Genomic DNA, 20,898 nt, shown 5'->3' on the forward strand with positions numbered 1-20,898 from the left:
CGACGGTCGCCCACTGGCAACCAACCCCAAAAATGCGTATTCACGTACATGTCGTCCCGCATACCGGCGGGTCTCCGGGCAGGCGACTCTTCTGCATTCATGACGTCGTTGAGGAGAAGAGGCGGCCATGGACGCCTTGAACATCGACACCAGCTCGGAAGTCCATACTGACCAGCTCGTCGAACGCCTGTTGGACAGCACCATCGGCGCCCTCGAACTCTTCTCGGTCTACCTGGGCGCCGAACTCGGCCTCTACCGCGTACTGGAACAACGGGGCCCCCTGACCGCCGCGCAACTCGGCGAGCAGGCCGGGATCGCGGCGCGTTACGCCCACGAGTGGCTGGAACAGCAGGCCGTGGCCGGCTTTCTGCAGGTCGAACCGGGCTTTCCCGAGGCCGCCGACAGGGAGCGGCGCTACCGCCTAGACCCCGCGTACGCCCGGGTGCTGACGCACGTCGACGACCCCGCGCATGTGGCGCCGTTGGCCCACATGCTCGCCGGGATCGGCGGCGTCCTGACCGAGGTGGCACAGGCTTACCGCACCGGTGACGGCGTTCCCTACCAGGACTACGGCCATGCCTTCCGGCACGGCCAAGGCCACATCAACCGCCCCGCCTTCACCCACGAACTGCCCACCGACTGGCTGGCCGCGATGCCGGACGTCGTGGCCCGCCTGAAGGCGGCGCCGCACCCGCGCATCGCCGACGTCGGCTGCGGGCAGGGGTGGTCGACTCTGGCGATGGCCCGCGCCTTCCCCAATGCGGGGGTGGACGGCCTCGACCTGGACGCGGCCTCGATCGCCGACGCCCGCCGCCAGCTCACCGACGGCGATCTCGAGGGGCGCGTGCGCTTCGTGCACGCCGACGCCCAGCGCCTGCCCGACACCGGCCCGTACGACCTCGTACTCATCCTGGAAGCCCTGCACGACCTCCCCCAACCGGTCCAGGTGCTGCGAGCCGTCCACCTGGCCCTAACCCCTGGCAGCACGGTGCTCGTCGCCGACGAGCGGGTGGCTGACCGCTTCAGCGCGCCCGGGGACAAGGTCGAACGAATGATGTACGGCTGGAGCGTCACCCACTGCCTGCCCGCACAGCTCGCCGAGAAGCCCTCGGCGGCCACGGGCACGGTACTGCGCGCGGAGACCGTCGGAGAGTGGGCGCGTGAGGCCGGTTTCGCCCGATGCACGGTGCTGCCGGTCGACAACGACTTCTTCCGCCTGTACCGACTCGACACCTGAACCGCTCGTTCGCGCCATACCGCCCGAAGAACGCCCGCGCCATAACATGTCAGACGGCCCCGCTGACCTGACGCGCCGCCGCCGAGCGGCGCTCTTCTGTCATGCAGAACTCCGGTCAATCCGCAGAACTCCGGTTTCGCGCGAATTAGACCTGGCCGCTCGACAAGACAGCGAGCGCGCATGTCGCGTAGAGTGACTGAGGCTGCTTCTCTCTGGTTTTCCACACAGAACAGCACATAACCCTCGCGACGAGGAGGTCAGCCCACCTATGCTGCTGAGTTTTCGCGTTACCAACCATCGCTCGCTCCGCGATGAGCAGCAACTTCTCCTGACACCCAGCTACGAAGCGGACTCACGGTCACCTCTTACCGCCGAAGCCGTGCCCGTGATCGGCCTATTTGGACCGAATGCTTCAGGCAAGTCCAATGTAATAGATGCCCTTGTTTACATGCGCAACCTCGTTCGAGGATCTCTTCGCGAATCCGAGCCTGGGGCAGGAATAAAGCGCCACCCCTTCGCCTTGGATTCTGCGGCTCTCGAGGAGCCCTCTACTTACGTGGTCGATCTGCTGATCGAGGGCGTGCGATACACCTATGGGTTTGCTGTGGACGATGCCCAGGTGGTCGAAGAGTGGATGTTCAGTTACCCTCTGAAAAAGAAGAGGGTGATATTTCATCGATGTTTGGACGACTACTCTTACGGAGATCACTCACCCTCATCAATGCGCCAGGTAGCCGCGATCACCGAGACCAACGTACTATTCCTGTCCATTGCGGCGAGATCGCGGCAAGAGGAAATTCGACCGGTCTATGACTGGTTCACAGAAATTCTGACCCGAAACCCCCGCCATTTCCGACCACCAGGGCGCCCCTTCACCGCCGAATCACTGGATCGCCTGGGCCTCTTGGAGAGGATAACCACCCTCCTGCAGGCGGCAGACACCGGAATCGAGTCCGCTGAGATAGTCGAAGAGACCGATGCGGAGCTCGCAGAAAGATCCATGCGCCTCAAAGGGCCAGACGGATACACGCCAGAGCGCCGCAAGGATATATTCTTCAAGCATAAGGGCGAGGGCGGAACGTTTGCCCTGAGCCTACGTGACCAATCTTTGGGAACACAGATCCTGTACGAAATTGGATTCGACGTGTTCAGGACGCTTAATCGCGGCTCGACATTGGTCGTCGACGAGCTCGATTCGAGTCTACACCCGTATTTGACAGCACAGCTCATCAAGCTCTTCAGCGATCCGGCGCTCAATACCCGTGGGGCGCAACTCATTTTCAGCAGCCACGATGCGACCCTCCTCGGCCGAATCCAAGGTGAAGAAGTACTACGCCGTGACGCCATCTGGTTCACGGAGAAGAATGAACATGGCGCCACCGAGCTTTTCCCCCTGACCGACTTCAAGCCCCGACTCGATGAAAACCGTGAGCGACGTTACCTGGCCGGTCGCTACGGTGCCGTGCCGATTGTCAGCGACAACCTGTTCGCCGCTGCTCTGACGACCCGCAGAGAGGCGGACGATGTCTCCTCGGAACCTTAGAGGCGAGAGAAACAGAAAGAAAATTAATACGGAGACCCGCCTCGACCGGAAAAGGAGTGGCACGCGGCAGGAGCGATCTTCGTTCTTGATTCTTTGTGAAGGCAAAACCGAGAGAGATTACTTCATCGGCATGCGGTCGCGTCGTGGGCCTCAAATCGACGTCGACATGCCAGAAGTCGACCATCTCTCCATAGTACGCGAGGCATGCACTCGCAAGTCCCACGAATACAGCGCTGTTTGGTGTGTTCTGGACACGGAACTTGATCAGTCTCTAGCCGACGATCTTGTCAGAGAAGCCAGCCGCACCTCTGTCGAGCTTTGCCTGTCCACTCCATGTTTCGAATTCTGGCTGATCATGCATCACGTTGACTGCACACGGCCGTTTCAATCTGCCGAAGAAGCCAAGAAGAAGCTTAAGTCCCTCGTCCCTTCATGGAGCGAAGGGACGACTCGGTTCTCGGACTTTTCACATGGCCTGGAAGATGCATGCCGTCGGGCCCGCAAGATCGATCCAACCGGACGCGAGGTCTCCAAAAATCCCTCGACGAACGCTTGGCGACTCGTCACCGAGCTACGAGCCGGACTCGATTAGCTCGCCACGAGACGCGAGGCGATATGCGTTTCCAGGCGAGTTTGGACGGGCGGGTAGGTTTCCCCAAAAGGGCGAGCGTCAGGTTCCCCACTCGGACGGTGCCGTCCTCGCTTCCGGTTATGGCAATCGGCGTCGGGCGACGCCGCATCTGACCCGTGCCATCCAAAGTGGTCAGAGAGTTGGCTAGTGCCAGTGGCAGTGGCCGCGCTCGTAGCCAACGTCTCAGCCGTGCCACCGGTCAAAGGAGGGGACGGCACACGGCCAGATATCGCGACATCTGACATCGAGAATCCGGCCATTGATCACGGCGTGACCTCGCGCTGGCCACTCGGCCGGCACGGCAGGTCCCGCCTCTGACGCTTTCCACCAATTCCCGGCAGTTCGGGTTCGCTTGGGGTTCAGCACCCATAGAGGAACGACCGTAAACCGACTGCCACGCTAGGCCGACGATGCTTCCCGCGAGTGGGTGGTGTAGCGCGGGAACGCCGGTACACCATCCAGGTGTTCAGGTCCCGCTGGACATGGATCGGAGGGTATCGGTGACATGCGCGCGGGCGATCCTGACGCCGCGGGGATGGTTCCAGCCGATCGCCGCGGTGGGAACGCCGTCCACCTGGGCCAGGGCGGCGAACCGTCCGCTGCCCGGCTCGCCGTCGAGCGGGCGCAGGCGGGCGCCGGGTGGGATGTGGCCGTGGATCTGGAGCTTGACGTCGTACTGGTCGGTCCAGAAGTACGGGATCGGGGTGTACGGCGCGCCGTCGCCCATGATGTCGGCGGCCACGGCCATGGCTTGCTGGGTGGCGTTGGTGCGGTTCTCCAGGCGGATGCTCGTACCCAGGAAGTCGTGGTGCCAGCGGGCCACATCGCCGACGGCGTACACGCCCGGTGCGGCCCGGCAGTGGGAGTCGCACTCGACGCCGTCGGTGAGCGACAGACCGCTTCCGGCCAGCCAGCCGGTGGCCGGGACGGACCCGACGGCGATCACCACCACGTCGGCGGGGACACTCTCGCCGCTGGTCAACTCGACCGCACCGACCCGCTCACCCGGGTTGTCCCCGCCTGGGCCATCCGCACCCGCGCCGTCCTCGGCAGCCGCTCTCGTCAGGCTGGCGACGCCCACCCCGGTGCGTACCCGGACCCCGTGGCTTTCGTGGAGTGCCCCCACCAGGCTGCCGAGCTCGTCGCCCAGCTGGCGGACCATCACGGTGGGCAAGGGATCGATGAGCGTGACCCCGGTGCCCAGGGTGCGGGCGGTGGCGGCGATCTCGCAGCCGAGCACGCCCGCGCCGATGACCGCGACCCGCCGTGCCCCGCGCAGCCGCTCGCGCAGGGCCAGGGCATCGTCGAGGGTGCGCAACGTGTGCACACCGGCGAGGTCCTGAGCGGGCAACGTGTGCACCCCGACGAGGTCCTCAGCGCCCAACGTGTGCACGCCGCCAAGGCCCCCCAGGAACGGCGGACGGCGCGGGCTCAGCCCGGTGGCGATGACGAGTGTGTCGTAGGACAGTGTCCGCCCGTCGTCGAGATCCACCGTACGGGCCGCGGTGTCGAGCTGTTCGGCGCGGCGGCCGAGGATGAACTCGGCGCCGAGCGCGTCGAGCCGGGCGGCGTCGCGCAGGAAGACGCGTTCGGCGGGCCAGGCTCCGGCCAGCACCTCCTTCGACAGCGGTGGCCGGTCATAGGGCAAATGCGGCTCCTGCCCGACCAGCCGGATCTGCCCGGCGTACCCCTTGGCCCGCAACACCTCCGCCACGGTGAGTCCCCCGGCCGAGGCGCCGACGATGAGCACGCCGCTCACGGCTCCTCCGTCAAAGCGATGGCCGTGGCCGGGCACAGCAGTGCGGCCTCGCGAACGGCCGCGTGAAGTTCGGGCGGCGGCGCGGGGTCGAGCAGGACCACTTCGCCGTCGTCGGGGTGCTGGTCGAACACTTCAGGAGCGCTGAGCACGCACATGCCCGCGGCGCAGCAGCGTTCCGGGTCCACCTCGATGCGCATCACACCACGTCCCAGGTGACCGGGAGCCGGTGCACGCCGTAGACCAGCATGTCGGTGCGCATCGGCACCTCCTCCGCCGGTACGTCCAGGCGCAGCGTCGGGAACCGCTCGAACAGCGCGGGCAGGCCGACCTGCAGCTCGACCCGGGCCAGCTGCTGGCCCAGGCACTGGTGGACGCCATGGCCGAAGGTCATGTGCCCAGTGGCCGGGCTGCTCAGGTCGAGCACATCGGGATCGGCGAACTGGTGCGGGTCGTGGTTGGCCGCCGGCATCGACACGGTGACGGTCTGACCGGCCTTGATCAACTGCCCGCCGAGCTCGACGTCCTCCAACGCGGCGCGGCTCAGGGCGGGGACGATGCTCAGGTAGCGCAGCAGTTCCTCGACGGCCTTACCGGCGTCGGCGCGAAGGAGCGCGAGCTGGTCGGGGTGGCTCATCAGGGCGAAGGCGCTCAGGGCGAGCATGTTCGTGGTGGTGTCGAGCCCGGCGCCCATGAGGATGACGCCGATGACGGACAGCTCGTCGTCGGTCAGGTCGCTGTCGTTGGCCAGGCCGCTGTACAGGTCGTCGGTGGGCTCGGCGCGCTTGGCCACCGCCAGGTCGCGCATGTACTCCTGCACCACGGTAAGGGCGGCGACCTTCTCCTCCGGCGTTTTGCCCATGCCCGCGAGCACGGCCATGTGGTGCTGGAACTCGGTCCGGTCGGCGGTCGGAACGCCCAGCAGTTCGCAGATCATCAGAGCCGGGAGTGGCTGCGCGAACGCCTCCACCAGGTCCACCGGCGGGCCGTGCCGCTCCATCGCGTCCAGCTGTTCGGCGGTGATCTGCTCGATCCGGCCCGTGAGCTGGCGCATCCGGCGGACGGTGAACTGGCCGGTGAGCAGCTGGCGGTAGCGGGTGTGCTCGGGCGGGTCCATCGAGATGAAGCCTCCGGGCGGCGCCGGCTGGGGCTTCGCGCTGAGAGCCGCCCCGGGGAACGGGCTGTGAATGAGCTCGGCCCGGTGGCTGAACCGCTTGTCGGCCAAGACCTCGCGGACCAGGTCGCGCCTGGTCACCAGCCAGCCGATATGGCCGTCGGGGTAGGCCAGCGGGGCCACGGGGTGTTCGGCGCGCAGGTGCCCGAGCTCTTCTGGCGGGTCGAAGGGACAGCCTGGGCGACGCGTCATCGGAATCGGGATCGGGCTCGGGTACGAGGGTGCGGACATCTCATTCCTCTCTGGTCTGGAGGTGACGCGGCTCCACTTAACACCACTAAGAGTAAAAATACAACTAGTGTAAAAACAGTCGTGATGTAAGCTCACCCCCGTGGAGGAGACACGGCGTGAGCGCAAGAAGCGCCAGACCAAGCAGCTGCTCGTCAGCACCGCGTACCGGCTGTTCAGCGAGCAGGGCTACGAGCGGACCACCGTCGCGCAGATCACCTCCGAAGCGGATGTGGCCACGAAGACGTTCTTCAACTACTTCCCGAGCAAGGAGGACGTGCTGTTCTCCGACGCCGAGCACTACTACGAGGCGGCGCTGGAGGTCCTCGCCGAGCGGGCACCGGATGAAGGGGTCCCGGAGCTGCTGCTGCGGACCTACGACCGGGTCATCGCCCGCTATCTCGCCGATGGTCCGCTGGCCGGCGACCGCGAGCGGATGGAGGTCTACGGCAACCTGATCATGACCGTCCCGGCCGTACAGGCGAAGGCCCTGCATGTGCTGTTCGACCTGCAGAGCAAGATCGCGGGCGCGTTCGTGAAGGCCTTTCCGGACGAGCTGGACCCGATCAGCGCGGCGGCCGCGCTCGGCTCCCTGCTGGGCGCCGTCCAGGCGGCGTCGCGCGCCTGCGGGGAACTGCACGGCCATTCGGAGGAGGAGTACTTGAAGGCGGGCCGCCGAGCCGTCGAGATCGCCATGCGCGGACTGGGGACGTTGTGACCGGGCTCTTCTCGTACGAAATGCCGACGCTCCCCCACCTGAATCACCTGATATTCATCCCGGTCGGGCGTCTAGGTGATCATGGGCTGCATCGGGATTGATCACCCGCACCAGAAACCGGTCAGGCTCTTGGCGGGTGCACAGATCCAGGCCGGTCAGAGCGCTCACGGCCGGCATCACCCAAAATCAAAACGGCCGGGAGAATCTCCCGGCCGTCCGAATCCCACCCTGAGGCCGCTGTCCCGGCCGCGGTGATCTCAGCCCTGGGGCCCGATCCCCGCTATGACCGCGTCGACGATCCGCTCGGGCAGGTCGGCGGGCAGGTCTCCGGCGGGCGCCCACTTGGTGTGGTGCATCATGGTCCCCGACAGCATGGCCATGGCGAGATCGACGTCGAGGTCCGGCCTCAGCTCGCCCGAGGCGACGCCACGCTCCAGCGTGACGCGCATGGCCAGCTTGCGCGGCTCGATGGCGCGCTTCATGAAGCGCTCCATCAGCCGCGGATAGCGATCCGCCTCGCTCATCGCGATGTTCATCACGCACCGGCCCCGGGACTCGCCCGCTTCCTTGCGGATCAATTCCAGCAGGACGATCAGGTCGTCGCGCACCGACTCTTGGAGCAGCGGCGGCAGCGGTGCCCTGAGCGTGGCGAGCGCGTCGACCACCAGGTCTTCCTTGTTGGACCAGCGCCGGTAGATGGTCGTCTTGCCGACGCCCGCCCTCGACGCGATCGCCTCGATGGTCAGCTCCGACACGCCCATGCCCTCGGCGATCAGATCGAGTGTCGCCTCGATGATCGCCTTCTCGGCCTTTTCGCTGCGCGGACGGCCCGCCGGACGGGCCGTCGCAGATTCCTGGATCGTCATCGCGGCCTCACACTACCGCTGGTTCTTTCTTTTCCACCTGCTGGACCGGGCGCGCCTTGCCCGGCATCCACTTCAGGACCACCAGCACGCCCAGCAGCGCGATGACCGCGGAGACCAGGGCCGTGGTGTGCATGCCGTGGAGGAAGGCGTTGAAGGCGGGCTGGATCAGCGCCTGCCCGTGCTGGCCGAGGGCGTGCGCGGCGCCGACCGTCGCCATGATCGACTCACCGGCGGCGTGCTGGGCGTCGGCCGGGAGGCCGAGGCCGGACAGGGCGGGCGCGATCTCGCCCCGGTAGCTGGTGGACAGCACCGAGCCGAGCACGGCCACGCCGAGCGCGCCGGAGATCTGGCGGACGGTGTTGCTCATGGCCGAGCCGACACCGGCCTTCTCTCTGGGCAGCGCCTCCATGATGGCGGTGGTCGCCGGGGGCATGATGTTGGCCATCGCGGCGCCCTGCACGAAGAAGATGATCTCGATGATCACGATCGGCGTGCTCTGGTCGAGGAAGGCGTAGCTCGTGAGCGCCGCGGTGACGACCAGCATGCTGACCACGGAGGAGAGCTTGGCTCCGAAGCGCTGGTTCACCCGCTGGCTGAGCGGCGCGAAGATGAGCTGCGCCGCGGCGAACGGGATCATCAGCGCACCCGCCTGCACCGGGGTGAAGCCCAGCACGATCTGCATGTAGAAGGTCAGGAAGAACATCCCGCCCATCATCGCGAAGAAGACGATGCCCATCATGCCGATGGCGGAGGAGAACCGGACGTTGCCGAAGTTGCGCACGTCGAAGGCGGGGTGGTCGGTACGCCGCTCCCACCAGACGAACGCCGCCAGCACCGCCACACCGATCAGCGTCGGGGTGAGCACCTCGGCGGAGGCCACCGTGGCCAGCTCGCCGCCGCGGATGATGCCGTAGACGATGGCGACCAGGCCGATGATGGACAGCACCACGCCGATCGGATCGAGCTTCGACGGCTTGGGGTCACGCGACTCCGGCACGATCGTGCCGATGAGGATCATGCTGATGACCACGATCGGCACGTTGACCAGGAAGACCGAGCCCCACCAGAAGTGCTCGATGAGCACGCCGCCGGTGATCGGGCCGATCGCCACCGCCAAGCCGACACCACCGGCCCAGACGCCGATGGCCTTGCCGCGCTCGCTCGGCGGGAAGACGTTGGAGATGATGGCCAGGGTCGCGGGCATGATGGCCGCGCCGCCGATGCCCATCGCCGCCCGGGCCAGGATCAGCTGCATCGGATCTTGTGCGTAGGCACTGGCCAGCGAGGCCAGGCCGAACATCAACATGCCGATGAACAGCATCCGCTTGCGTCCGGTGCGGTCACCGATCACTCCGAAGGTGAACAGCAATCCGGCGAACACCAGCGTGTAGGAGTTGATCGCCCACTCCAGCTCGCTCTGGGTCGCGCCCAGACCGACGTTGGGGTCCGCGATGGTCTTCATCGCCACGTTGAGGATCGTGTTGTCGAGCACGACCGCCAGCAGGCTGAACACCAGCACGCCGAGGATGGGCCAGCGGCGTGGATGTCCTGTGTTCGCATCCATGGAAAGCACCTTAATTTCGATACGCTTGAGTTTCGCAACGCTACCGTATCGCAAGGATATTCCGATACGCAACGGACTCGTTTCGTAAGGGTTAACTCGTGGCGACGACTGGCTCGGCCGGCTCCGTGACCACGGTCGGCGGCGCCTCGACCGGCTGGGGCCGCCGACGCCAGAACGGCAGCGCGACCAGCACCATCGCCACCCCGGTGAGCCCGGCCACCACGAACGCCCAGGCGGGACCGTGCGCGTCGATGATCGCCCCGGCGACCGGCGCGGAGAGCGCGCCGCCGATCAGCAGGGCGGTGCCGTGGAAGCCCATCGCCTCTCCCCTGGCGCCCGCGGGCACCCAGCGGCTGACGGTGTCGACCGTGGAGGACAGCGATGGGGCACAGAGCACACCGGCGGGCAGCAGGGCCAGCATGAGCCACCACCAGTCGCCACCGGCCAGCGAGGCCAGCACGGTCAGCAGCCCCATGCCCGCGATGAGGGCCAAGGGCGAGACGCCGCGCGACAGCCCACCGTACACGAAGCCGCCCGCGAGTGAGTATAGGCACCAGATGGCGACCGCGAGCCCGATCCACGGGGTCTGCCCGGCATGCTCCATGGTGCCGACCAGGGCGAGCTCGGTCGCGGTGAGCACGAACGTGGCCGCGGCCACCGTGCCCAGCAGCGCGACGAAGGCGGGCGTGAGCCACTGCCGCCGGGGCACCTTCACCGCGGGCGCCTTCAGCTCCTCGGCCGACCGGGTCGGCGGGTTGAGCGCGATCAGCGCCACGCCCGAACCGGTCAGCCCGACCGCGATGGCCGCCAGCGTCGGCCCGCTGCCGAGGGTGGTCATCCCGGCCACGGACAGCGCCGGGCCGACCATGTAGGCGAGCTCGACCAGCATCGAGTCGAGCGAGAAACCGGCCCTGCGATGCTCGACCGGCACCATGGCCGCCAGGCACTGCCTGATCACGCTGAACACCGGCTGCCCCAGCAGCCCCGCCACCGCCGCCGCCACGACCAGCGCCGCGTACGGCAGCGTCCACAAACTGGCCCAGAACAACGCCTGCGCGGCGGTGGTGACGGTAAGGATCGGCCGCAAACCGTATTTGTCGACGAACCTGCCCGTCAGCGGCGACCCGACGGCCATGCCGACCGTGCTGGCCATGGTGACCAGCCCCGCCTGCCCGAAGCCGAGCCCCAGGCCGTTGACGACATAGAGCGTCAACGCCATGCCTGTCGCGGTGGTGGGGATGCGGGCGATCAGGCCCACCAGGAGTAACGCACGCACGCCGGGCAGCCGGAACAGCCGCTTGTAAGGGTCGAGAGCCATGTTGATTGCTTACCTCCGGGTCCATTGTGGCAAGCGGCACCGACAATTCCGCCACTGGTTATCGCCGTGCGCCGTCGGCCTCGTGCCATCATCGGAAGGGTCCGGGTACGCCACAGGGGCGCCTCGAGACTTCACCGGAGGGTTGTTCATGTCCTCTTCCACCACGCTGTATGGCGGCGCCACGGGCCGCCGCGTCACCGTCCGAGACCTCATCGCGGCCAAGGAGCGCGGAGAGAGGTGGCCCATGGTCACCTCCTACGACGCGATGACGGCCCGCGTGTTCGACCAGGCGGGCATCCCCGTCCTGCTGGTCGGCGACTCGGCGGCCATGGTCGTCTACGGCTACGACTCCACGCTGCCCGTCACGGTCGACGACCTGCTGCCGCTGACGGCCGCCGTCGTCCGCGGCTCCGCGCGCGCCCTCGTGGTCGCCGACCTGCCGTTCGGCTCGTACCAGGGTTCGGCCGAGCAGGCGCTGGAGACGGCGGCGCGCTTCATGAAGGAGGCCGGCGCCCACGCGGTCAAGCTGGAAGGCGGCCGGCGTGTCCTGCCGCAGGTCGAGCTGCTGGTCTCGGCGGGCATCCCGGTCATGGGGCACCTCGGCCTGACCCCGCAGTCGGTCAACGTCCTCGGCGGCTACCGCGTCCAGGGGCGCGGCCAGTCGGGCGACGAGCTCATGGCGGACGCCAAGGACCTCGAACGGGCGGGCGCCTTCTCGGTGGTGCTCGAATGCGTGCCCACCGAGCTGGCCGAACGGGTCACCGCCTCGATCGCCATCCCGACGATCGGCATCGGCGCGGGACCGGCCACGGACGCCCAGGTGCTGGTGTGGCAGGACCTCATGGGGCTCACGCCGCGCCCGGCCAAGTTCGTCAAGCAGTACTCGGGGCTGGCCACGGAGATGGACCGCGCCGTGCGCGCCTTCGCGGCCGACGTGACCTCGGGCGCCTTCCCGGAGGCCGGCCACTCCTACGAGTGACGCGAGTGACCAACCGCCGACACTCGTACGAATGACGCGAATGACCGGCCAAGGCCATCCCCCTGGACACATCCCGACAAATGGGAAAAAGTTTATTGACAGCTTATAGTCCGGCCGGTTGGGGTGCGCGTCATGCCTTTCGTGGGACGAGAGCACGAACTCCGGCAGCTGGCCGACGCCCTGAGCCGTCCCCCGCTCGTCCTCCTGATCGAGGGCGAGGCGGGGGTCGGCAAGACCCGGCTGCTGCATGAGCTCACCGGCCAGCCGATGCTCATCGGGAGCTGCCACCCCATGCGGTTCCCGTACGGGCCGGTCGTGGAGGCATTACGGGAGGTACGCCCGCTGCGCGATCTCAACCCGATCACCGGGGCGTTACGCCCGTTCCTCCCGGAATGCGGCCATCTGCTGCCGCCCGCCCCGCCCCCGATCCAGGACGCGATGGTGGAACGGCATCGGCTGTTCAGGGCGGTGCTGTCGCTGCTGGGCTCGCTGCGGCCGATCACGCTGGTGGTCGAGGACGTGCACTGGGTCGATCCGGGGACCAGGGAGTTGCTGGCGTTCCTGGCCCGCTGCCTGCCCGACGGGGTCAACCTGGTGGTCACGTACCGTACGGAGGACCTGGGCCATCCCGTGACCGAGCTGCTGGCGCACCTGCCACCGCGGATCGACCATGCCGAGATCGCGCTCGCCCCGCTCGCCACCGCCGAGACCGCCCTCCTGGTCAAGCACCTGCTGCCGGGCGCGGCCGACCTGTGGCCGCTCACCGGCGGCGTACCCCGCGCCATCGAGGAGCTGACCCGCATGCTGGCCGACGGCCAGGAGCCGGGCACGCCGCCCGCGCTGCGCGACGCGGTGCTGGTGAAGCTGGCCGCGCTGCCGCGCGCGGCGCGCCACATCGTGCAGGCGGCCTCCCAGGTCGAGCATCCGGTGTGCGAGGACGTGCTGACGGGCGTCGCGGGCGTGCCGCCGGAACAGGGCGAGCGCGGCCTCACCGAGGCGTTGCGGTGCGGCCTGCTGCGCGAGTGGGCACCCGGCAGGTACGGCCTGCGCCAGCCGCTGGTCAGGCAGGCCGTCTCGGAGACGATCACCCCGGCGGCGAGCCGGCGGCTCCGGCGCAGGCTCGCCGGCCCGGCCGAACCTCAGGGCACGCTGTCGCCGCGTGAGGAGGAGGTGGCCAGGCTGGCCGCCGACGGTCTGACCAACAAGGAGATCGCCGAGAGCCTGTTCCTGTCGCCGCGCACGGTGGAGGTGCACATCGCCAACGCCCTGCGCAAGCTCGGACTCACCTCACGCAGGCAGCTCAACGTCGGCACGACGTGAAACGCACTAAGTAGTCGCAATACGTGTCCTCCACGTATGGCCGCGAGCGCGCTTCTGACTCATGTTTTCAGTGATCCCCGTCCAATACCCCAGGAAGGGTTCACATCCGTCATGCGACCACGCACCCTGATGCTCGCATCGCTCGTCGGCGCGCTGGCTCTGTCCGCGGCGCCGCTCCCCGCCTCGGCCGCCGCGCCGGAGACCAGCACCTACATCGTCCAGCTCAACCCCAACGTCCGCGCCGGCACGCAGGCCGCCGCCCAGGACCAGGTCAGCAGGTACGGCGGGCACCTGATCGGCGTCTACGAGGATGCCTTCAAGGGTTACACCGCCACCCTGACCGCGGAGGCCGCCGAGAAGCTGCGGCAGACCCCGAACGTGCTCACCGTCGAGAAGGACGCCGTCGTCACGGCGTTCGCGCAGACGGTCCCGACGGGCGTCCGGCGGATCTTCGCCCCGTCCAACGCGAACCTGGACATCGACGGCGTCGACGACGTCCAGATCAACACGGACGTGGCCGTCGTGGACACCGGGGTGGACCAAACCCATCCCGACCTGAACGTGGTGGCCCGGACCAACTGCGTGACCGGCGTCTGCGTGAACAACACGGGCACCGACGACAACGGCCACGGCTCGCACGTCGCGGGCATCATCGGCGCGCGCGACAACACCATCGGCTCCGTCGGCGTGGCCCCAGCCGCCCGCATCCACGCGGTCAAGGTGCTCAACTCGGCCGGCTCGGGCACCCTGTCGGCCATCGCCGCCGGGCTCAACTGGGTCGTGGCCCGCGCCTCCACCATCGAGGTCATCAACCTGAGCCTCGGCTGCAACGGATGCACGAGCAGCGCGATCAGCACCGCGATCACGAACGCCACCAACGCCGGCATCGTGGTCGTCGTCGCGGCGGGCAACAACCACGCGAACGCCTCGTCGTTCTTCCCGGCCAACCACCCCGACGTGGTCACCGTCTCGGCGCTGACCGACAACGACGGGCTGGCGGGCGGCCTCGGCGGCAGCACGCTGTCGTGCCGCAGCGAGACCGACCAGGACGACACCTCGGCGTTCTACTCGAACTTCGGCGCCACGATCGAGATCGCCGCACCCGGCACCTGTATCTACTCGACGTGGATGAACGGCGGCTACAACACGATCAGCGGCACCTCGATGGCCAGCCCGCACGTCGCGGGCGCGGCCGGCATCCTCACCGCGGGCGCCCGCAAGCCCACCACCAGGGCAGGGGCGCTGGCCGTGCGGACCAAGCTGATCTCCACCGGCAACTCCAACTGGACCGACGACTCGGGTGACGGCGTCAAGGAGCCACTGCTCGACGTACACGACGCGACGCAGTACTGACCCCTCCCCCTCCAGGTGCCCGGTACTCCGGGCACCTGGAACGTCAGGCGAGCGTGGCGGGGTCGGTGTTGGAGCCGCACACCACGACCGCGACCCGCTCTCCGTCGGCGGGCACGTACGCCCCGGACAGCAGCGCGGCGTACGCGGCCGCTCCCGCGTGTTCGGTGGCCAGCCGGTGCTCCTCCCAGAGAGCATGGCGGGCGGCCACGATCGCGTCGTCGGACACGAGCACGCTCTGGACGTCCGCCCGGGAGAGGACGTCGTAGGCCACGCCGCCGAGCCGGCTGGCGCCCAGCGCGTCCGCTCCCACACCGCTGACCCGCACCGGCACCGGATGGCCGGCCCGCAGCGCCTCGTGCAGGGTCGGGCACAGCACCGGCTCGACGGCGACGATCCGCGGCCCGCTCACGCCACCAGAGGCACCGACACCGACCGTGATGCCCGCGGCGAATCCGCCGCCTCCCACGGCCACCACCACCGTGTCGACCCCGCCCGTCTGCGCCATCAACTCCAGCCCCGTGGTCCCCTGTCCCGCCACGACCTCCGGCTGGTCGTAGGCGTGCACCGAAAGCGCCCCGGTCTCCGCCGCCCGCTTGGCCGCCGCCTCCGCGGCCTCCGAATAGATGGCCCCGACCTGGTTGATCTCCGCGCCCAGCCGCCGCAGCCCGGCCACCTTCACCGGGCTGGTCACCTCCGGTACGAAGATCTCCGCCCGGACGCCCAGCGCCCTGGCGGCGTAGGCGACGGCGAGCCCGTGGTTGCCGCCGCTGGCCGCGATCACCCCGCTCGGCGGCAGCTCGCCGGCCGACAGGATGCGGTTGAACGCCCCCCGCACCTTGAACGACCCCGAGTGCTGCAGCTGCTCCAGCTTGAAGAAGAGCCCGGGAGAGATCTCGATCACCGGTGTACGCAGCACATGTCCGCCGATCCGCTCGGCCGCACTCGTCACGTCCTCGTACGTCACCGTCATCGAGTTCTCCCTCCGCAGCATTTAGGCATTTTCCTAATTTCCTAAGCGCTATGTCAACGCCTGGGAGATGTCCGCCCACAGATCCTCGGGGTGCTCGATGCCCACGGCGATGCGTACCGTGCCCTCGCCGATCCCGTGCCTGGCCAGCTCCTCGGCGCTGAGCCCGAGGTGCGACGTGGTCGCCGGGTGCATGACCAGCGTCTCGACACCGCCCAGCGAGGGGGCCAGCAGCGCCAGCTTGATCGAGCTCATGAACTTCTCCCCCGCGGCCCGGCCGCCGACGAGGTCGAAGGAGAACACGCCGCCGAAGTCGGGCAGGAGCTTGGCCGCCAGCTCGTACGACGGGTGCGACGGCAGTCCCGGCCAGTGCACGGCAGCGACCGCCGGATGCTCGGCGAGCCGGGTGGCGAGCAGGCGGGTGTTGGCGCAGTGGCGTTCCATGCGCAGCGCCAGCGTCTGGATCCCGCGCAGCGTCAGCCACGCCGCGAACGGGTCCGCCGAGGCGCCCAGCTTCGTCGCGTAGCGCCACACCTTGTCGTACAGCTCCTCGGCGGCGAACACCGCGATGCCGCCCACCACGTCCGTGTGCCCGGACAGGTACTTGGTCGTGGAGTGGACGACGACGTCGGCGCCGTGTTCGATGGGACGGCACAGCATGGGCGTGGCGAAGGTGTTGTCCACGACGGAGACGATGCCGAGCTCCCGCGCGACGGCGAACATCCCGGGCAGGTCGGCGACCTGGGCGATCGGGTTGGCGATGGTCTCCAGGTAGACGAGCCTGGTCTCGGGGCGCACGGCATCGCGCAGGGCGGCGGGGTCGTCCTCGGGCACGTAGGTGACCTCGACGCCGAACCTGGCGACCAGGTCGTTGATCATCCCGGCCGTCCCGCCGTACAGGGCCTTCTGGGCGATCAGGTGGTCGCCCGGCTTGAGCAGGCCCAGGAGCACGGTGTTGATCGCGCCCATGCCGGAACCGGTGGCCATGGCGGCGACTCCGCCCTCCAGGCCGGAGACGGCCAGCTCCAGGGCTCGGACGGTGGGGTTGCTGTAGCGCCCGTACACGAACGGGCCGTCGGGCCGGCCCATCGCGTCGGCCATGACCGCCGGGTCGTCGAAGACGAAGCCGGAGGTCTGGTAGATGGGCATCGTGATCGGACGGCTGCCCTCGATGGGCGGCTGGGGCAGATGCACGGCTCGGGTCTCGGGGTGCAGTTCGCTCATACAGCGAGAATGTCCCAAGATGTGGCTCTTTGTCAGATCCAATGATAGAGAATTGGTCCATGAATGGGGCCAATCTTGATGACCTCGTCGACCTGCTGGGCCGCTGGGCGTCCGGGCGCGGGCCTCTCTACCTGCTGCTCACGGGCCGCCTGCGGGCGCTCATCGACGACGGCGTACTGCCGCCCGGCGAGCAACTGCCGCCCGACCGGGCGCTGGCCAGGCGCCTGGCGGTCGGCCGGGGCACCGTCGTGGCCGCCTACGACCTGCTCCAGCAGGAGGGACGCGTGGTGCGCCGCCAGGGCAGCGGCACCCGCGTCGCGGCCTGCGACCTGCCCTCGACCCGCGCCACGGACAGCGTCGTCGCCAACCCGCTGCTCCTGCACATCCTCCATCCCCCGGACGGCGTACAGCTGCTGACCTGCGCCGCCCCCGACGACCCGCCGCCCGAGCTGATCGAGGCCTACCAGGAGGCGGCCGGCCGCCTCGCCGGCCTGCGCGACCTGGGTTACCAACCCGCCGGGAACCTCGCCCTGCGCGAGGCCGTCGCCGCCTACTACCGCGAACGCGGCGTGCCCACCACCGCCGGGGAGATCCTCATCACGAACGGCGCGCAGCAGGCCCTGACGCTGCTCGCGGGCCTGCTGGTCTCGCCGGGCGACACCGTGCTGACCGGGTCGCCGACGTATCCGGGCGCGCTGGAGGTGTTCAGGCACGCCGCCGCGGCCGTCCGGCCGGTGACGCTGGCCCCGGTCCCCGCCGAGGCGATGCGTGAACGGCCCGCCCTGGTGTACGCGGTGCCGACCGCCAGCAACCCGGCCGGTTCGATCATGGAATCGGCCGACCGGAGGCGCCTGGCCGCCCTCGCCGCCGAGTACGACGTGCCGGTGATCGACGACGAGGTCTGCGCGGAGCTGTGCTTCTCCGGCGAGATCCCGCCGCCGCTGGCCGCGTACGGGCCCGGCGAGCAGGTGATCACGATCGCCTCGCTGAGCAAGCTGGTCTGGGGCGGGCTGCGGGTGGGCTGGATCCGGGCGGCCGCGCCGCTGGTCTCACGGCTGGCCCGGCTGCGGGCCGTACACGATCTGGGGGGCGAGGTCCTCGGCCAGCTCGCCGCCGCCACGCTGCTGGGACGGCTGGAAGAGATCAGGCGGGCGCGCGTACGGACGCTGCGGGCGCGCCACGACCACCTCTGCGCCGAACTGCGCGAACACCTGCCCTCGTGGGAGTTCGAGCCCGCGCGCGGCGGCCAGACGATCTGGGTACGGCTGCCGCGCGGCGAGGCCGACTCGTTCGCGCAGGTGGCGCTCAGGCACGGGGTGGCGGTGCCGCCGGGGCGCTCGTTCGACCCGCTCGGCGGGCACGCCGAGTACACGCGGCTGCACTTCCTGTTCCCCGAGGAGGAGCTGTCGCGGGCGGTCGCCGGGCTGGCGCGGGCCTGGCGCTCCTACGACGGCGCCCACGAACCCGCCGCCCGTCACACCTTGATCGTCTGATCCCACTGATGCCCTGATCCTTGGAGCCCGCCGATCCGCCGATCCGCCGATCCGCCGGCCGAGCGGTCCGCTGATTCGCTGTCCGCTGAGTCCGCCGACAGCTGACAGCGGCGTGGCCGGATCATCGCGTGCGGGAAAGTAGGAGCATGAACGTGACGTTCGTGCTCGTGCACAGCCCGTCAGTGGGCCCTTCGACCTGGACGCCGGTGGCCGAGGCCCTGGGGCGCAGGGGCTACGCCGCCGTGGTGCCCGACCTGACCGGTGTGGCGCGAAGCGGCTCGCCGTACTGGCCGAAGGTGGTGGAGGCGGTGCGCGCGGCCGCGCCCGAGACGCCGCTCGTGCTGGTCCCGCACAGCAACGCCGGGCTCTTCCTGCCGGTGATCAAGGAGGGGCTGGGCGAGCGGGTGGTGTCGTGCGTGTTCGCCGACGCGCACATCCCGCCCCGTGACGGGCTGGTGCGGGCGGCGCAGGAGGCGTTCCTGCCGTTCCTGCGCGATCTGGCCGACGACGACGGCGTGCTGCCGCGCTGGACCGACTGGTGGAGCGACGACGACGTGGCCGCCATGCTGCCCGACCCGCGCGTCCGCGCCACGGTGGTCGAGGAGCAGCCGCGCCTGCCGCTCGGCTACTACACCGAGCCCATTCCCGTCCCCGCCGGGTGGGACGCGGTCAGGTGCGCCTGTCTCTGGTACGGCCCGCCCTACGACAAGGTGGCCGAGGAGGCGCATGGGCGGGGCTGGCCCGTGCTGCGCACGCCCGGCGAGCACCTGCAGCAGGTCGTCGATCCCGAGGGGGTGACCGACGCACTGCTGAAGCTCTCGCGGAAGTCGTGAATTCTTCACGGGCGCCGAACCGCACCTCCCGAAATAGTCGTACATATGACAGCGATTCATGTGGAAGACGTCAGGAAGCGCTACGGGGACTTCGCAGCGGTCAACGGCATCTCGTTCGAGGTGGCCGAAGGGGAGATCTTCGCCCTCCTGGGCCGCAACGGCGCGGGCAAGACCACGGTGATCGAGCTGCTGGCCGGGTTCCAGCAGCCGGACGGGGGCGCCTGCCGGGTGCTCGGCCTCGACCCCGCGCGCGACCGGGCGGCCGTCAGGCGGCACACCGGCATCATGCTGCAGGACGCCGGGTTCTTCCCGGATCTGACCGTCGCGCAGACCGTCGACATCTGGCGTGACCTCACCATCGCGCCGAGGCCCCGCGACGAGGCGCTGGAGCTGGCGGGCCTGCTGCCGAAGGCGGGCACCCGGGTGCGCCAGCTCTCCGGCGGCGAGAAGCGGCGGCTCGACCTGGCGCTGGCGCTGCTGGGCCGGCCCGAGGTCCTGTTCCTGGACGAGCCGACCACCGGCATGGATCCCGAGGCACGCCGCAACACCTGGGAGGTCATCCGCGACCTGGCCGGGCAGGGCACCACGGTCCTGCTGACCACCCACTACCTGGACGAGGCGCAGCGGCTGGCCGCCTCGATGGCGATCATGGACGGGGGCGAGATCGTCGCGTCCGGCGGGATGGCGGAGACGCTCGCCGCGCGGAGCGGGCGGGTGGCGTTCCGGCTACCGCCGGGGACCGCACCGGACGACCTGCCGCTCCCGGTGACCCTGGAGGGCGAGACGGCCGTGTGCCGGGCGGCCGACCCCGACCTGGCCGCGCAGACGCTGCTGAGCTGGGCGGCCGAACGCGGCCTGCGGCTGGCGGGCCTGGAGGTCCGCACCGCCACCCTCGAAGACCTCTTCCTCGACCTGTCCAGGAGCGCCCGATGAACTACGACCTGTTGAGGAGCGCCCGATGAGCTACGCCGCCACCTACCGGCTCGGTACCAGGCTGTTCTGGCAGGACCGGGCCATGCTGTTCGCCTCAGTGATCACGCCTGTGGGGCTGAGCGTCGGCCTGCCGGTGCTCATGCGGCACGTGACGACCGACGGGGTGGCCAACGCCACCCACCTCTCCCAGGGCATGACCTCGATCTGCTGTCGCTCACCGCGTTCATGAACGTCGCCGTGGCGCTGACCACGCGCCGCGACCAGCTGGTGCTCAAGCGGCTGCGCGCCACCGGGCTGACCGACGGGCAGATCCTCGCCGGCCAGATCGCCAGCACCGCCACGCAGACCGTGGTCGTGGCCGCGCTGTGCGCCGTGGCGGTGCGCCTGCTCGCCGACGTGCCGGTCCCCGCGAACCCGCTGGTGTACGCCGGGGCGATCGTCGTGGGCGCGGTCGTCATGGCCACGCTCGGCGTCGCCTACACCGCCGTGATCCCGCGCACCGAGCTGGCCGCCCCCACCACGATGCCCATCTTCCTGGTGTCGGCCATCGCCGCCGGCGCGATGGGCCCGATTCTCGGAGTCCTGCCCGCCTGGGTGGGATCCGTACTCGACCTGCTGCCCACCTCCGCCGTCGTGCACGTACTCAGAACCGGCGAGGTGGCGCTGCCCGCGCTGAACCTGGCCGTGTGGGCGGTCATCGGCGTCGTCGCGATCCGGCTCTGGTTCCGGTGGGAGCCCCGGCGGTCATAATAAGTCCGGAC

20 protein-coding genes are annotated in these 20,898 nt (G+C 69.1%); 12 read left to right on the plus strand and 8 right to left on the minus strand.

All coding sequences use genetic code 11. The annotated features are described in order from the left end of the window. Positions 1–127: 127 nt before the first annotated feature. The 3 genes from ACQP2T_RS40700 to ACQP2T_RS40710 all read left to right on the plus strand — a co-directional run bounded on the left by ACQP2T_RS40700 (position 128) and on the right by ACQP2T_RS40710 (position 3,372). A complete protein-coding gene (locus ACQP2T_RS40700; protein ID WP_433510171.1) occupies positions 128–1,237 on the plus strand; it encodes a class I SAM-dependent methyltransferase in 1,110 nt (369 codons plus the stop codon). Positions 1,238–1,505: 268 nt separating this feature from the next. Further along, complete coding sequence (locus tag ACQP2T_RS40705) at positions 1,506–2,780, plus strand: AAA family ATPase (protein WP_433510172.1); 1,275 nt, start codon at positions 1,506–1,508, stop codon at positions 2,778–2,780. A 130-nt stretch (positions 2,781–2,910) separates the two neighbouring features. Beyond that, on the plus strand, positions 2,911–3,372 hold the full coding sequence (locus ACQP2T_RS40710) for an RloB family protein (RefSeq protein WP_433519899.1): 462 nt from the start codon (positions 2,911–2,913) through the stop codon (positions 3,370–3,372). Between the two features lie 505 nt (positions 3,373–3,877). Here ACQP2T_RS40710 and ACQP2T_RS40715 read toward each other — a convergent pair. From ACQP2T_RS40715 to ACQP2T_RS40725, 3 genes are read right to left on the minus strand one after another with little or no spacing between them, the layout of a single operon-like run. Further along, a complete protein-coding gene (locus tag ACQP2T_RS40715; protein ID WP_433510173.1) occupies positions 3,878–5,170 on the minus strand; it encodes an NAD(P)/FAD-dependent oxidoreductase in 1,293 nt (430 codons plus the stop codon). Further along, positions 5,167–5,367, minus strand: coding sequence for a ferredoxin (locus ACQP2T_RS40720; RefSeq protein ID WP_433510174.1), 201 nt, complete (start codon positions 5,365–5,367; stop codon positions 5,167–5,169). The genes ACQP2T_RS40715 and ACQP2T_RS40720 overlap by 4 nt, the downstream gene beginning before the upstream one ends. Next, positions 5,367–6,533: a cytochrome P450 gene (locus ACQP2T_RS40725; protein WP_433510175.1), complete on the minus strand. Its 1,167-nt coding sequence runs from the start codon at positions 6,531–6,533 to the stop codon at positions 5,367–5,369. The genes ACQP2T_RS40720 and ACQP2T_RS40725 overlap by 1 nt, the downstream gene beginning before the upstream one ends. Before the next feature lie 139 nt (positions 6,534–6,672). Here ACQP2T_RS40725 and ACQP2T_RS40730 point away from each other — a divergent pair, with 139 nt between their 5' ends. After that, positions 6,673–7,287 carry a TetR/AcrR family transcriptional regulator gene (locus tag ACQP2T_RS40730; protein WP_433510176.1) on the plus strand — a complete coding sequence of 205 codons (615 nt, stop codon included), beginning with the start codon at positions 6,673–6,675 and terminating at the stop codon, positions 7,285–7,287. Between the two features lie 257 nt (positions 7,288–7,544). Here the strand turns inward: ACQP2T_RS40730 and ACQP2T_RS40735 are convergent, their stop codons facing one another. The 3 genes from ACQP2T_RS40735 to ACQP2T_RS40745 form a co-directional block, all read right to left on the minus strand. Further along, positions 7,545–8,153, minus strand: a complete 609-nt coding sequence (locus tag ACQP2T_RS40735; protein ID WP_433510177.1) for a TetR/AcrR family transcriptional regulator — start codon at positions 8,151–8,153, stop codon at positions 7,545–7,547. 7 nt (positions 8,154–8,160) lie between these two features. Continuing rightward, complete coding sequence (locus ACQP2T_RS40740; RefSeq protein WP_433510178.1) at positions 8,161–9,717, minus strand: MFS transporter; 1,557 nt, start codon at positions 9,715–9,717, stop codon at positions 8,161–8,163. Between the two features lie 91 nt (positions 9,718–9,808). Next, entirely contained in the window at positions 9,809–11,035 is a 1,227-nt protein-coding gene (locus ACQP2T_RS40745; RefSeq protein WP_433510179.1) for an MFS transporter, read from the minus strand. Between the two features lie 148 nt (positions 11,036–11,183). Here ACQP2T_RS40745 and panB point away from each other — a divergent pair, with 148 nt between their 5' ends. The 3 genes from panB (at position 11,184) to ACQP2T_RS40760 (ending at position 14,687) form a co-directional block, all read left to right on the plus strand. Continuing rightward, complete coding sequence (gene panB, locus ACQP2T_RS40750; protein ID WP_433510180.1) at positions 11,184–12,014, plus strand: 3-methyl-2-oxobutanoate hydroxymethyltransferase; 831 nt, start codon at positions 11,184–11,186, stop codon at positions 12,012–12,014. A gap of 132 nt (positions 12,015–12,146) precedes the next feature. After that, entirely contained in the window at positions 12,147–13,334 is a 1,188-nt protein-coding gene (locus tag ACQP2T_RS40755) for a helix-turn-helix transcriptional regulator (RefSeq protein ID WP_433510181.1), read from the plus strand. A gap of 111 nt (positions 13,335–13,445) precedes the next feature. Next, on the plus strand, positions 13,446–14,687 hold the full coding sequence (locus ACQP2T_RS40760) for a S8 family serine peptidase (protein WP_433510182.1): 1,242 nt from the start codon (positions 13,446–13,448) through the stop codon (positions 14,685–14,687). Positions 14,688–14,730: 43 nt separating this feature from the next. On the opposite strand, the gene ACQP2T_RS40765 is transcribed toward ACQP2T_RS40760, so the two are convergent. Further along, a complete protein-coding gene (locus ACQP2T_RS40765) occupies positions 14,731–15,657 on the minus strand; it encodes a serine/threonine dehydratase (RefSeq protein WP_433510183.1) in 927 nt (308 codons plus the stop codon). A 48-nt stretch (positions 15,658–15,705) separates the two neighbouring features. Then, complete coding sequence (locus tag ACQP2T_RS40770; protein ID WP_433510184.1) at positions 15,706–16,878, minus strand: trans-sulfuration enzyme family protein; 1,173 nt, start codon at positions 16,876–16,878, stop codon at positions 15,706–15,708. A gap of 59 nt (positions 16,879–16,937) precedes the next feature. Between ACQP2T_RS40770 and ACQP2T_RS40775 the strand changes: the two genes are divergently transcribed. The 5 genes from ACQP2T_RS40775 (at position 16,938) to ACQP2T_RS40795 (ending at position 20,887) form a co-directional block, all read left to right on the plus strand. Continuing rightward, entirely contained in the window at positions 16,938–18,371 is a 1,434-nt protein-coding gene (locus tag ACQP2T_RS40775) for a PLP-dependent aminotransferase family protein (RefSeq protein WP_433510185.1), read from the plus strand. Between the two features lie 146 nt (positions 18,372–18,517). Next, positions 18,518–19,204 carry an alpha/beta hydrolase gene (locus ACQP2T_RS40780; RefSeq protein WP_357944659.1) on the plus strand — a complete coding sequence of 229 codons (687 nt, stop codon included), beginning with the start codon at positions 18,518–18,520 and terminating at the stop codon, positions 19,202–19,204. A 45-nt stretch (positions 19,205–19,249) separates the two neighbouring features. After that, positions 19,250–20,137 carry an ABC transporter ATP-binding protein gene (locus ACQP2T_RS40785; RefSeq protein WP_433510186.1) on the plus strand — a complete coding sequence of 296 codons (888 nt, stop codon included), beginning with the start codon at positions 19,250–19,252 and terminating at the stop codon, positions 20,135–20,137. Between the two features lie 25 nt (positions 20,138–20,162). Next, positions 20,163–20,366, plus strand: coding sequence for a hypothetical protein (locus ACQP2T_RS40790; RefSeq protein ID WP_433510187.1), 204 nt, complete (start codon positions 20,163–20,165; stop codon positions 20,364–20,366). After that, positions 20,363–20,887, plus strand: a complete 525-nt coding sequence (locus ACQP2T_RS40795) for an ABC transporter permease (protein WP_433510188.1) — start codon at positions 20,363–20,365, stop codon at positions 20,885–20,887. Before ACQP2T_RS40790 ends, ACQP2T_RS40795 begins: the two co-directional genes overlap by 4 nt. The last annotated feature ends 11 nt before the right edge of the window (positions 20,888–20,898 follow it).

Source organism: Nonomuraea sp. CA-143628, assembly GCF_050942315.1.
Lineage (GTDB): Bacteria > Actinomycetota > Actinomycetes > Streptosporangiales > Streptosporangiaceae > Nonomuraea.